The organism is Streptomyces lydicus, assembly GCF_004125265.1.
Lineage (GTDB): Bacteria > Actinomycetota > Actinomycetes > Streptomycetales > Streptomycetaceae > Streptomyces > Streptomyces lydicus_C.
Window position 1 is genome coordinate 5333845 of the sequence record NZ_RDTE01000003.1, and the last position, 12011, is coordinate 5345855.

General features: G+C 68.4%; 10 protein-coding genes and 1 pseudogene. 6 read left to right on the top strand and 5 right to left on the bottom strand.

Translation table 11 applies throughout. The annotated features are described in order from the left end of the window. The first annotated feature begins 37 nt into the window (after positions 1-37). Positions 38-1402, top strand: a complete 1365-nt coding sequence (locus D9V36_RS26035; RefSeq protein WP_347239730.1) for a replication initiator — start codon at positions 38-40, stop codon at positions 1400-1402. Next, positions 1395-1556, top strand: a complete 162-nt coding sequence (locus D9V36_RS41100) for a hypothetical protein (RefSeq protein ID WP_164993033.1) — start codon at positions 1395-1397, stop codon at positions 1554-1556. Before D9V36_RS26035 ends, D9V36_RS41100 begins: the two co-directional genes overlap by 8 nt. Here D9V36_RS41100 and D9V36_RS26040 read toward each other — a convergent pair. After that, the gene (locus D9V36_RS26040) at positions 1545-3179 is read right to left on the bottom strand and encodes a recombinase family protein (protein WP_129295877.1); all 1635 of its coding nucleotides are present in this window, start codon (positions 3177-3179) and stop codon (positions 1545-1547) included. The two genes, D9V36_RS41100 and D9V36_RS26040, sit on opposite strands and share 12 nt — an antisense overlap. A 49-nt stretch (positions 3180-3228) precedes the next feature. Here D9V36_RS26040 and D9V36_RS26045 point away from each other — a divergent pair. Together D9V36_RS26045 and D9V36_RS26050 are read left to right on the top strand one after the other, a co-directional pair. Next, positions 3229-4305 (top strand): annotated as a pseudogene (locus tag D9V36_RS26045) (PTS fructose transporter subunit IIC); the annotation flags it as partial. A 276-nt stretch (positions 4306-4581) separates the two neighbouring features. Then, complete coding sequence (locus D9V36_RS26050) at positions 4582-5100, top strand: hypothetical protein (protein ID WP_129295878.1); 519 nt, start codon at positions 4582-4584, stop codon at positions 5098-5100. An 11-nt stretch (positions 5101-5111) separates the two neighbouring features. On the opposite strand, the gene D9V36_RS26055 is transcribed toward D9V36_RS26050, so the two are convergent. Beyond that, a complete protein-coding gene (locus D9V36_RS26055; RefSeq protein ID WP_129295879.1) occupies positions 5112-5900 on the bottom strand; it encodes a TetR/AcrR family transcriptional regulator C-terminal domain-containing protein in 789 nt (262 codons plus the stop codon). A gap of 335 nt (positions 5901-6235) precedes the next feature. Here D9V36_RS26055 and D9V36_RS26060 point away from each other — a divergent pair, with 335 nt between their 5' ends. Further along, positions 6236-7759, top strand: coding sequence for an MDR family MFS transporter (locus D9V36_RS26060; RefSeq protein ID WP_241721350.1), 1524 nt, complete (start codon positions 6236-6238; stop codon positions 7757-7759). A 101-nt stretch (positions 7760-7860) separates the two neighbouring features. On the opposite strand, the gene D9V36_RS26065 is transcribed toward D9V36_RS26060, so the two are convergent. Next, positions 7861-9192, bottom strand: a complete 1332-nt coding sequence (locus D9V36_RS26065; RefSeq protein WP_129295881.1) for a L,D-transpeptidase — start codon at positions 9190-9192, stop codon at positions 7861-7863. Positions 9193-9272: 80 nt separating this feature from the next. Next, positions 9273-10478, bottom strand: a complete 1206-nt coding sequence (locus tag D9V36_RS26070) for a CaiB/BaiF CoA transferase family protein (protein WP_129298695.1) — start codon at positions 10476-10478, stop codon at positions 9273-9275. Positions 10479-10930: 452 nt separating this feature from the next. Here D9V36_RS26070 and D9V36_RS26075 point away from each other — a divergent pair, with 452 nt between their 5' ends. Then, positions 10931-11263 carry a hypothetical protein gene (locus D9V36_RS26075; protein ID WP_129295882.1) on the top strand — a complete coding sequence of 111 codons (333 nt, stop codon included), beginning with the start codon at positions 10931-10933 and terminating at the stop codon, positions 11261-11263. A gap of 78 nt (positions 11264-11341) precedes the next feature. On the opposite strand, the gene D9V36_RS26080 is transcribed toward D9V36_RS26075, so the two are convergent. Next, positions 11342-11965 carry a hypothetical protein gene (locus D9V36_RS26080; RefSeq protein WP_241721038.1) on the bottom strand — a complete coding sequence of 208 codons (624 nt, stop codon included), beginning with the start codon at positions 11963-11965 and terminating at the stop codon, positions 11342-11344. Positions 11966-12011 lie beyond the last annotated feature (46 nt).

The window sequence follows — 12011 nt, forward strand, 5'->3', positions numbered from 1 at the left end:
TCAGCGCATGCGCTCCCTGTCCGCCACCGAACGCGACATGGTGCGCCTGGTGGCTGACCCCGGCTTCAACCGCTGGCTCGAACAGATCCGCAACGTGGGCGGCTGCGCTCACCCGATCTACCTCTCCGGTCACACGACTGTCCGGGACGGGGTCTCGGGGGAGGTGCTGCGGCACTTCGACACTGCGGGCGAACCCGGCGGCCGACTGGCCGTGCGGTGCCGCAACCGTCGAGAGACACGTTGCGGGCCGTGCTCGCGACTGCACGCGGGCGATACGTTTCAGCTCGTCCGCTCCGGCCTGAGCGGAGGCAAAGGCACCCCGGCGGTCGTCCGGGATCACCCGCGACTCTTCGTCACCCTCACCGCACCATCGTTCGGGCAGGTACACCACCTCACCGAAGACGGGAAACCGTGCCTGCCTCGCCGTGATGGCGGCAACTGTGAACACGGGCGCTCGGTCGGCTGCCGCCTGGTGCACACAACCGGTGACCCGCTGCTGGGCCAGCCCCTCTGCCCCGACTGCTACGACTACGCAGGACACGTGCTCTGGCACGCGCACTCCGGAGCGCTCTGGAACCGGTTCTGTGACCGCGTCCGGCGCACCCTGGCTACCTCAGTGGGCATCGCTCAGTCTCGCCTGCGCCACCACGTCCGGCTGTCCTTCGCCAAGGTCGCCGAGTACCAGCAGCGGGCGGCGGTCCACTTCCACGCAGTCGTCCGCCTGGACGGCCCGACCGGTCCGGAAGAGGCCCCGCCGGAGTGGGCGACCGTCGCGCGACTGAAGACAGCTCTTCATGAGGCCGCTGGCACTGCGACGGTGACGGCTCCGTACTCCCCGGCAGTCGGAGAACAGACCGTCAGATGGGGCGCTGAGTTGGACGTGGCACCTATCCGATCGTTCGGTGACGACGCACCCGTGACCGATGACAGGGTCGCTGCCTACGTCGCAAAGTACGTCGGCAAGTCCGTGTCTGAAGCGGGCGGATCTGACCGCCGGCTGAACTCCGCTGCTGAAATCCCGTACGCGGGCGCCACGGTCCACATACGGGCGCTCATGGGCATGTGCTGGCGCCTCGGCGGTCTGCGGGAACTGGAGAGCCTGAGGCTGCGGGCATGGGCTCACACGCTCGGCTACCGGGGTCACGTCCTCACCAAGTCCCGGGTGTACTCGACGACTTATGCAGCGCTTCGAGCGGCCCGCGCTGACCACCTGCGGGACACGTCCAATGAGGGCTCGCAAGACCTGGGCGACAGCGCGGTGACGGACTCGGCATGGCGATACGTCGGTTCCGGACACACACCCGCTGAAGCGGAGATAGCTGCGGGCGTAGCAGAGGACCAGGCACAGCTACGAGAGATCGCACAGGAAATACGAGACAGGGATGGGAGGGGGGATGACTAAAGAGAGCAAAACGCTGCCTTCGGTTGACCCGTCCTTCATTTCGTCCCCGGATGATGTCGCATCGGTTATAGAGAAATGGGCGGAGGCGCAAGCGAAAGCCGCTCCTCGCCTGAACGAGGAGCAGCTAGAGATTCTGCGTGAGCTATTTGGTTGAATTGGTCTTGTAGATGGGTTCCAACAGTTCTGGATCAAATTGCCCGCTTCTTGCGCGACCCTTCGGCAGGGGGTGAACGATCACAGCAGACAGGACCGTTGCGATAGCCTTACGCTTCTGTCGAATGTCGTATTCATTGCGCCATTTCTCCTCGCTGAATCCGGATAGGAAGTTCTGCGCTGACTGCTCGGCGTAGAACTTCTTCCTGTCCTCTTCGGACTTGGAGATCTGTGCATCGTTGGCGTCTTTGAATTCAAGGTACTCTGCTAGGGAGAAGATTCCTGACTTGTAGCTGTCTTTAATCTCCTGTTGTTGAGTGCGTAGTTTGGTCAGGGACTCCTCTCCGTGCCAGCGTTTGTGTTCTGGTTCGGTCGCCGAGTACTGGTCTGTAAGTACCTTGACCACAAGGGTTTCGATGGCCTTGTCGACCAGATCGGCGCGCCTGCTGACGCGACAGCAATTAGGGTCTCCGCACCGGTACCGGTCACTCTTGTTAGAGCCGCTGGGGCCCATTCCCTTCATCTTCGCTCCGCACAGATTCCCCTCGTCATCGATGTATCCGCATCGGAGGATGTTTGTCAGGAGGAATCGGCGGGTTGCCTCTGCCAGTTCGCGATAGTTTTTCTTTCCTTCGGTTTTAACCTTCTTGCGGTAGCGAGTATATGCGGTTTCGCCACCGTCCAACCTGAACCAGGTATCGCATCGCCCGATGAGCTTGTGCCATTCCTCGGGCGTGCAGACGGTTTCCCATTTCCCCACCTTGGGGCCCCGGGTTTCCCGGTCAAGGATTAGTTCTCCGTGCAGCATTCGATATCCGCAGAGGGCGGGATTGGTGAGCATGTACTGAACTGGCGTTGTCGACCATTTTCCGCCTCGGGTCGGGGACAATCCGCTATTCTCGAAATGGCGCACAATGGTCGCCCAGCTCTTACCCTTTAGGGCGAGGTCAATTGCTTCGCGTAGAACTTTGGACTCTTTGAGGTCCAAGTGCGTATTCGTAGGGCGATTCAGCTTCTTATCAGAGCCCTTCCAACCGAATCGCCGACGCCCCATAGGCTTGCCCTCCAGGGCCTGGTCACGCATGTTTCGAGTTACCCGGCGTTTAACCCTTTTCACCTCCTTTTCTCCCATTGCGGAAGTCAGGAGTCCTCGCAAAATTTCCGAGTCGCTGTGTACGTCCAGAACAGTATTGGTATCGCTAACTCCGTAGATCCCGGAATCATCAACTGTCAAGGCGCGATGAAGCTTTAGGTAGTCCTCGGGAAGTCGAACAACTCGTTCTTCTTCGACCACGAAGAGGCCGCAAACCGTAATCCCTTCCCCGGTGCGTCGCGCCCGCAAGTCGCGTACCAGTCGGAGGAATGCGGGCCGCTCGATATCCGGGTCGGCTGCTGTGATGTTGTTATCGGTGTAGCGGTAGACAATCGCGCAGTTGTGCTTGGCCGCGAATGCATCGCAGTTAGCGTGCTGGCGAGCAACGCCGATCTCTTCCCGGCGATCCAGGGTAATCCGCGCGTAGGAACAACACGGAGTCCGCCCGTCTAGCCAGTCCTCAAGTGTCTTTCCGTCGGTAAGTGCCTGCTTCAGGTCGGGATGCATGTGCCACTTGGACGACGTCGCCATGACTGCTAACCTCTCGTCAGGTACTCAAGTACCTAAGAAACAGTACCGCGTCAGCTATATGGTGCCATTTGTCGCCGCGGGCGGTCTGCTCATCGCGCTCGCCTTCGCCATCGGCGGCTACACGATCGACAAGGCGCCGTCCGTCGCCCACCACTTCCTGTGGACCGAGTCCACGAGCTGGGCGGCCCTGTTCTTCCAGATCGGCAGCGTCGCCTTCGGCTTCCTCGTCCCGGTCCTGGCCGGCTTCATCGCGTACGGCATGGCGGACCGGCCCGGCCTGGTGCCCGGCTTCGTCGGCGGCGCCATCGCGCTCACCGTCAACGCGGGCTTCCTCGGGGGGCTGATCGCCGGTCTGCTCGCGGGTACGGTGGTGAGGGCGATTCAGCGGGCCGGCGTCCCGCCGGTGCTGCGCGGCATCATGCCGGTCGTGGTCATCCCGCTGGTCTCCTCGGCGATCGTCGGCTTCCTGATGTTCCTGGTGGTCGGCAAGCCGATCGCCGCGCTGCAGAAGGGGCTGACCGACTGGCTGTCCGGCCTCACCGGCGCCAACGCGGTCATCCTGGGTGTGATCCTCGGCCTGATGATGTGCTGCGACCTGGGCGGTCCGTTGAACAAGGTCGCCTACACCTTCGCGGTCGGCGGCCTCGCCAACCCCAACGAGGGGAGCCTGAAGGTCATGGCCGCGGTGATGGCTGCCGGTATGGTGCCGCCGCTGGCGATGGCGCTGGCCACGACCGTCCGCGGGCGGCTCTTCACCACGGCAGAGCGGGAGAACGGCAAGGCGGCCTGGGTGCTCGGCGCCTCCTTCATCACCGAGGGCGCGATCCCCTTCGCCGCCGCCGATCCGCTGCGCGTCATCCCCTCCGCGATGGCCGGCGGCGCGGTCACCGGAGCCCTGTCGATGGCCTTCGGCTGCACTCTCCGCGCCCCGCACGGCGGCATCTTCGTCGTCCCCCTGATCGGGCAGCCGTTCGTCTATCTGCTCGCCATCGCCGCCGGTACGGGCGTCAGCGCGGCCCTGGTGATCCTCCTCAAGGGCCTTTGCCGGCCCTCGCGGCCCCGCCCGGCGGACTCGCCGACCGACGGTGCGGCCGAGGACGAGGCCGAGGTGCCTGCCACCGCCTGAGCGCCGTCCCCCACCCGCTCCTCCCGAGGCCTCCGCCGGACATCCGGCGGAGGCCTCGATGCGCTCGCCCTCCACCCGGCTCCAGGAGGGGGTTTGACGAGACGTGGGGCGAAGTTACTCGTGCGTTAGCAGACCTTTAGCAGTCACGACGAGAGTCCTGGGTGGCACGCCGCGAAGGACACCAGACACCAGACACCCGACACGCGACGCCGGCCACCCGGTACCAGGCACCCGACACCCGTTACCAGGCACCACTCACCACTCGGGGGAATCTCCATGTCGCTCGCCATCACCACCCTGCGCCGCGGTCGTCGTCTCGTCGTCGCTTCCCTCATCGCCGCCGCGGCCCTCTCGCTGACCGCCTGCGGGAGGGGCGATGACAAGGCGTCGGCCGCACCCTCCGCCGCGAAGGGCGCGTCGCGCACGAGCACGACCGGAGGCCAGAGTTCCGCGACGGGCGGCTCCGGCGGACAGGGCGGTGCCGCCGCCGGCCGTAAGGGCGTCAGCGGCACCTGGGCCGGCAAGCTGAAGTGGCTGACCGAGGACAAGCTCACGGTGGCCCCGGACAGCGGTGCGGAGCAGGCGTTCCACCTCCTCGACAGCACCGAGGTGCTCGGTGCGGCCGAGCTCTGCGAGGCCCCCGACGGCCGCGTCCACGCCGACGCCTCCGACTACGGCACCACTCGCTGCACCCTCGACGACGCGCGCAAGGCGGCCAGGAGGGGCAACGTCGACGTCCGGGTGACCGTGACGGACGGCGCCGCCACGAAGATCGCCGAGCTCTACCACCCGTAAGACCCCGCCGCTCAGATCCCCAGCCGGGCCGCGATGCCGTCGAGGACGCTGTCCAGGCCGGTTTCGAAGCGCCACTGCGGGTCGTCCTTGTGCGTGGCCTCCAGGAGATAGCGGTGGTAGGTGGGGTAGCGCCCGGTGCCGATCAGGTAGCGCATCTGCGGGGCGAGGGCGGTCCGCAGCTCGTCGTCGCTGTCCCAGCCCTGCTCCCGCATCAGGAAATACTGGGCGCACTCCGCCGAAACCGCCCCGTGGACATAGGAGTTGACGGTCCCGAGCACGGCCATCATCGCGTCGATGCCGAGGCCGAGCCCGTCCAGGGAGGCGAGCGCGCGCTCGGCCACGGCCATCCGGTGGGGGGTGAGTGCGCGCAACGACTGCGGTGAGGAGATCTGGATGAGCCAGGGGTGGCGCAGCACGATTTCCCGGGTGCGCAGCGCGCCGGCGCGCATGACGTCGCGCCAGTTCTCGCTGTCGTCGGGGAGCGTGAGGTCCGCGTAGACCGCGTCCGTCATCAGGTCCAGGACGTCGGCCTTGCCGGAGACGTAGCGGTAGGCCGCCATGGGGGCGACCTTGAGCTCGGTGGCCAGGCGCCGCATGGTGACGGCGTCGATGCCGTCGGTGTCGGCGATGCGTACGGCGGCCGCGGCGATCTTCTGCGGGGTCAGGGTGGCCCGCGGGGCGGGTGCCGGGCGGTCCAGGCGCTCCCAGAGGGAGACCGTGGCCGGTTCCGGCGCGTCCGCGGACGCCCCGGTCGCCAACGGCTGCCCGTCCCCGGCTGCGCCGGGCTCCTTGTTGGCCATGGGGCTCACTTCCTTCCCGGTTCTTCCCGGTCCTTCCCGGATCCTGCCGAAGCCTCGCGTACAACGTATCAGCGGTAGACGCTGTACACACCGATGTGTACGTTGTATCCGACCGATACGCAGTACACCTGAGAGGCGCGGTAATGACGGTCAACGGCACGACGGAAGCGGCCGGCCGGCCGGGAGAGGCGGACCGGCCAGGAGGGACGGACCGGCCGGGAGAGGCGGACGGGGCCGAGGGAACGGCCGGGCCCGGAGTCACGGCCGGGGAGGATCCCGGCGGGGGACGCCCACCGAGGTCCCTGTACTTAGGGGTGTTCGGGCTGCTGCTCGGGATGTTCCTGGCGATGGTGGACGGCCTGATCGTGGGCACGGCACTGCCCACGATCGTGGGGGAGCTCGGCGGGCTGGACCAGCTGTCGTGGGTGGTGACGGCCTATCTGCTCACCACCGCCGTGGCGACACCGATCTGGGGGAAGGCGGGCGATCTCTACGGCCGCAAGGGCACGTTCATGGCCGCGATCGGGCTCTTTCTGGCCGGGTCGATGCTGTCCGGGCTGGCGCAGGACATGGGGCAGCTCATCGCCTTCCGGGCCCTGCAGGGGCTGGGCGCGGGCGGGTTGATGGTCGGGGCGCTGTCGGTCATCGGGGTGCTGGTGCCGCCCCGGCAGAGCGGCCGGATGCAGTCGATGATCGGTGCCATGATGCCGGTCGCGTTCGTCGGGGGGCCGCTGCTGGGCGGTTTTCTCACGGACCATCTGAGCTGGCGGTGGGCGTTCTACGTCAATGTGCCGATCGGGCTGGTGTCGCTGGTGATCGTCGGGGGCTGGATCCGGCTGGGCCGCACGGAGCGGAGCACGGCGCGGATCGACTACCCGGGTGTGGTGCTGCTGTCCTGCGCGGTCCTTGCGCTGACCCTGCTGGCCAGTTGGGGTGGCGTCCGGTACGGGTGGGGGTCACCGCAGATCCTCGGGCTGGCGGCCGTGAGCGTGGTGGCGCTGGCCTGGTTCGTACGGGTCGAGCGGCGGGCCGTGGAGCCGGTCATCCCGCCCCGGCTGTTCCGCAGCCGCAACTTCACCCTGGCGCAGCTCCTGAGCTTCCTCATCGGTGCGGTGATGCTCGGGGTGACCAGCTATCTGCCGCAGTACATGCAGTCCGTGCAGGGCCTGTCGCCGACGGCCGGCGGTCTGCTGTTGCTGCCGCTGATGTTCGGGATGCTGGGCGTGCAACTCGGCACCGGGGCGCTGATCAGCCGTAACGGCCGCTATCGGATCTACCCGATCCTGGGCGGCGGGGTGCTGACCGTGGGCGTACTGGTCCTGCTGCTGCTCGGCAGGGAGACCGCGACGGCCCTGGCCTCCGGGCTCACGGTCGTCGCGGGGATGGGCATCGGGTTCGTCATGCAGAGCACCATGCTGATCACCATGAACAGCGCGGAGCCCCGTGACATGGGCGCCGCCAGTGGCACCGTGACACTGCTGCGTACGGTCGGCGGCTCGCTCGGCGTCGCGCTGCTGGGTGCCGTCTTCACCGGCCGGCTGCACAGCGGGCTCGCGGACCGGCTGGGGGAGGGCGCCGCGGGCCGGCTGACGGGAAGGGCCGGGCAGTTGACCCCGCAGGTGCTGGACGGGCTCGCCGCACCGGTGCGGGACGCCTACCGGGCGGCGGTCACCAGCGGGCTGCACGGCGTCCTGGCAGGCGCCGCGGCGCTGGCCGTGCTGGGCTTCGCGGCCGCCTGGTTCGTACGGGAGGCCCCGCTGCGGAGCACGGTGGATCCGGACGGTCCGGCGGCGCCGACCGGCCCGGCGGATCCCCACAGTCCGGAGAACGGGCCCGGCCCCGCGAAACCGCGCCCCTGAGGACGGGCCGGCGCCCTGCGCACAGAGGCGGTGGCCGGCCCCACCCGGGGACCGGCCACCGCCTCTGTGCCGCTGTGCCGCTGTGCTGCGGGCGCTGCCCGTCAGGCCGCGCTGCCCGCCTTCCAGTCGGACCAGGACAGGTTCCAGCCGTTGAGGCCGTTGTCGGGCTGGACGGTCTTGTCGTGCGAGTTCTTCACGATGACCACATCGCCGACCAGCGACTCGTTGAAGAACCACTTGGCCGGGGTGTCGCCACCGCCGCCCTTGTTGTCCCGCAGGCCGACGCAGCCGTGGCTGGTGCCGGAGTTGCCGAAGATCGACGGGCTACCCCAGTAGTTGCCGTGGAGGAAGGTGCCCGACGACGACAGACGCATGGCGTGCGGGACGTCCTTGATGTCGTACTCACCGCCGAAGCCGACGGTCGAGCCGTCCATCCGGGTCTGCTCGAACTTCTCCGAGATCACCATCTGGCCGTTGTAGGTCGGGTGATCGGCGCTGCCGCCGGAGATCGGGATGGACTTGTAGGTCTTGCCGTCCCGCTTGACCGTCATGGTCTGGGTGTTCATGTCGACGGTGGAGACCTGCGAGCGCCCGATGGTGAAGGAGACCGTCTTGGACTGGACGCCGGTGATGCCCTGGCCGCCCTTGACCCCGTCCAGGTCGATCTTCATGGTGATCTTGGAGCCGGCCTTCCAGTAGTCCTCCGGCCGGAAGTCCAGGCGCTGGGTGCCGAACCAGTGGCCGACGACCTGCTGGCCGCTGCTGGAGCTCACCGTGATGTGGGACTGGACGTCCTTCTTGTTGGTGATCGCCTTGTCGAAGTTGAAGGAGACCGGCATGCCGACGCCGACGGTCTTGCCGTCGTCGGGGGTGTAGCTGCCGATGAAGCTGTTGGCCGAGGAGACCGTGGTGAAGGTGGCGTTCTCGGTGGCGGGCCGGCCCTTGGCGTCCTTCGCGTTCGCCACGATCCTGTACTTGGTGCCGCGCTCCAGCTGGGCGCCGGGCTTCCAGGACGAGCCGTCGGGCGATATGGCACCGGCCACGGCCGTGCCGGAGTCGGCGGCGGTGAGCTTCACATCGGTCAACTTGCCACCGGTGACCTTCACACCGGTGTCGTTGATGCTGGCGTTGGTGGCGCCGTCCTTGGCCGAGACCTTGATCTTGGCGTCCGAGGCGTCCTTCTTGGCCGCCGCATCCGCACCGGCCTGGCCGTTCTTGCCGTCGTCATTGCCGCCGGCCGAGGCGTCCCCGCCGCAGGCGGACAGGGCCAGCGCACCCGCCGCGAACAGGGCGGTGACGGCCAGGGTGCGGCGCATCCGGCGGTGCGGACGCGGCGCTCCGGACGCCGGCTGCTCGGCTGACTGGAGCAGCTGCTGCGGGGTGCGGGACCGAGCGGGTGCGGGGTTGTCCGGCGATGTCACGAGCTGCTCCATACAGGGGTGTTGTGATCCGTGCTGGTAAACAGCACCTACGGGCAATTTCGGTTGCGGGTGGGGCCCGGTTGTGACGAAGGTCACAAATGCAAAGGGAGGGGTTGGTCGGCCGGTCCCGATAGCCAGGTTCGCAGTGCCGCGCCATGTTCGTCCAGGCGGGGTGGAGCGGAGGGTTGGGTCACCGGCGTGGCCGAAAGGCGGAGTGGGCTGGTGACTTGGGGGGTGCGGCCCTCGCCGACGGAGGCTACCGGATCGAGACCCAGCCGGTCCGCCAACTCCAGGGCCTGGGAGAGGCTGTTGACCGGACCGCAGGGCACCGCGGCCGGGGTCAGCCGCTCGGCCCAGGCCTGCGGGGTGTCGGCGGCCAGGAGGTTTTCCAGTGCTTTGATGAGATCTGGACGGTTTTGTACCCGGTCTTGATTGTGGGCGAACCGGACGTCTTCGGCGAGCTCCGGTGCGCCCAGCACCTCCGTCAGCGACCGGAATTGACGGTCGTTCCCCACGGCCACCGCGAGCGGCTGCCCGTCCCGGCAGGCCAGCGTCTCGTACGGAGCGATGCTCGGATGGCGGTTGCCCATCGGGCCCGGATCGTGGCCGGTGGCCAGATAACCGGAGGCCTGGTTCACCAGCGAGCCCAGCAGGGAAGAGAGCAGATTCACTTCCACCAACTGTCCTTGGCCGGTGCGGTCGCGGTGGCGGAGTGCGGCGAGGATGCCGGTGACGGCGTCCTTTGCGGTCAGAACGTCGACCAGGGCGACACCTGCCTTCAGGGGCGGCCCGCCGGGCTCGCCGGTGATGCTCATCAGTCCTCCGACCGCCTGCACCACGAAGTCGTAGCCGGGCAGCGCGGCGCCGGCGCCGGAGCCGAAGCCGGTGATGGTGCAGTGCACCAGTCCGGGGTTGGCGGCGCGGGTGGCGGTGTGGTCCAGGCCGTAGGCGGCGAGCGAGCCGGGGCGGAAGTTCTCGATCAGTACATCGGCCCGGCGCGCCAGCTCACGGGCCGCGGCCGCGTCGTCCGGGTCGCCGAGGTCCAGGGTCAGGCCGTGCTTGGAGCGGTTCGCGGCGTCGAAGTACGCGGCCGTCCTGCTCCGCCGCGCTCCGTCTCTGCTCTCCGCCGGGCCCTCGGAGGCGGAGTCCACGGCGAACGGCGGGCCCCAGGCGCGGGTGTCGTCGCCGGTGCCGGGCCGCTCCACCTTGATCACCTCGGCGCCGAGGTCGGCGAGCGTCGCGGCGGCCAGCGGGCCGGCCAGCACCCGGCTGAAGTCCGCGACGAGGACGCCCTCCAGGGCGCGGGCGGGCGGCTCGCGGGTTTCCGCGCCTCCGGCTTCCGTGCCGGTGGCGTTGGTGGCGTTGGTGGCCTTGGCGGTGTTCGTGGCGTTCTCGGTGTGCGCGTCGGCGCCGGTGGGCGGCGGGGCCTGCGGCCGGTGCGGCTGCGGCTGCGGCACGTGCGTACTCCTCACGTCGCGGACGAAGTGCCGTCATCGTCCGCGACGGCCTTCGCCGGAGGGAAGCCTCCGGGGTGGCCAACCGGGCGGCGTGCTCCCTGCCGTGGTGGCCTCTTGGGCGGTCTTGGATGGCTTCTTGTGCGGGCGATGTGCCGCGCTGTGACGGGAATGTAGCGAAATGTCATAGGAGATGCGTCACTTCAGGACTTAAGTCCCAAGATCCCCTGTTGGACCGCCTGGCGCGTGGTGTCTACTGGCTCTGCCCCAGCGCCTCACCCGTCCGGGAGGACCGCATGCTCCCCTCCGCTTCGATTCTGCAGCAGATCGGCCTCGGCGTGTTGCTGGCTGTGTCCATCGTCTGGGTCGTCGGGCTGGCCAGACTGCTGCGTCGCGGGCGGTACGAGTCGGCCATGTGGCGTGATCAGCGGGAAATGCGGGCACGGTACGCGCCGCGCGGGCGCTTCGCCCCGCCCTCCCCCGGTGGGCTGCCCGCACAGCCGGGGCTGCTCGGTTCCGTGCCGCGGCAGACCGGGCCGGCCGGCCCGCCGTCGGAGTGCGTGGAGCTGAGCGCCGCCGAGCGCGCGGCGTTCGAGGGTCTCGTACGGCAGCTGACCAGCCGGAGTTGACCGGGTAACCGACGCCGGGCCCGACCGCGGGCCCGGTACGCACCGGTCTCGGTACGCAATCGCTCTCCGGGCACGGCCTCAGTGCACCGGCCCCAGCCGCAGCAGGGCCAGCGCGGTCAGCATCTGCACCGATACCGCCGCCGCCGACTTCCACGTCGACAGATGGTGCTGGCCGCGTATCAGCAGTACGGCAAGGACGTAGCCGAACCCCCAGGTCGTCCAGGTCGCGGCCTGGACGAAGGTGGCATCCGTCGGCAGCCAGGCGGCTATCGCCATCCGCGGCAGATCCGTCACCCAGAAGAGCACGATGAACAGGCTTGCCGTGGGCGCGAAGCGGCCTATGCCGCCGAGCGTCCGGGCGATGGCGTGGGCGACCGAGCCCAGCGCGAGGCTGGCGGCCAGCACGCCCGCCTCGCCCAGCCCGAGGAGCTTCAGCGCCGCGGCGTGGTCGACCGCCCACTGGGTGTGGAACGCGTCCACCGACAGCACCCCGATGCCGCCGCTGATCAACGACAGCAGCACCGCGGCGCTCCAGGCACTGCGGTCCCGTGCCTGGTCCAGCACCTCCACCGGGCGGTACCAGAGCCCGAATATCAGCTGGTGCCACCACAGTCGGCGGCGCGGTGCCGGCCCCCGCGGAGCCGGCTGGACGAGTGTGGGCGGTGGCGGCTGGGGAGGCGGGGAGGGGGGTGGTGCGGACATAAGCCGTTTCTACCACCGGCCCGTTCGGGGCGGGGCGGTGGCGTCG

Excerpts from the sequence above, each read along its gene's own strand:
- D9V36_RS26035 (WP_347239730.1), top strand. The coding sequence starts at position 38 with ATGGTGCGCCTGGTGGCTGACCCCGGCTTCAACCGCTGGCTCGAACAG.
- D9V36_RS41100 (WP_164993033.1), top strand. The coding sequence starts at position 1,395 with ATGACTAAAGAGAGCAAAACGCTGCCTTCGGTTGACCCGTCCTTCATT.
- D9V36_RS26040 (WP_129295877.1), bottom strand. The coding sequence starts at position 3,179 with ATGGCGACGTCGTCCAAGTGGCACATGCATCCCGACCTGAAGCAGGCA.
- D9V36_RS26050 (WP_129295878.1), top strand. The coding sequence starts at position 4,582 with ATGTCGCTCGCCATCACCACCCTGCGCCGCGGTCGTCGTCTCGTCGTC.
- D9V36_RS26055 (WP_129295879.1), bottom strand. The coding sequence starts at position 5,900 with ATGGCCAACAAGGAGCCCGGCGCAGCCGGGGACGGGCAGCCGTTGGCG.
- D9V36_RS26060 (WP_241721350.1), top strand. The coding sequence starts at position 6,236 with ATGTTCCTGGCGATGGTGGACGGCCTGATCGTGGGCACGGCACTGCCC.
- D9V36_RS26065 (WP_129295881.1), bottom strand. The coding sequence starts at position 9,192 with ATGGAGCAGCTCGTGACATCGCCGGACAACCCCGCACCCGCTCGGTCC.
- D9V36_RS26075 (WP_129295882.1), top strand. The coding sequence starts at position 10,931 with ATGCTCCCCTCCGCTTCGATTCTGCAGCAGATCGGCCTCGGCGTGTTG.
- D9V36_RS26080 (WP_241721038.1), bottom strand. The coding sequence starts at position 11,965 with ATGTCCGCACCACCCCCCTCCCCGCCTCCCCAGCCGCCACCGCCCACA.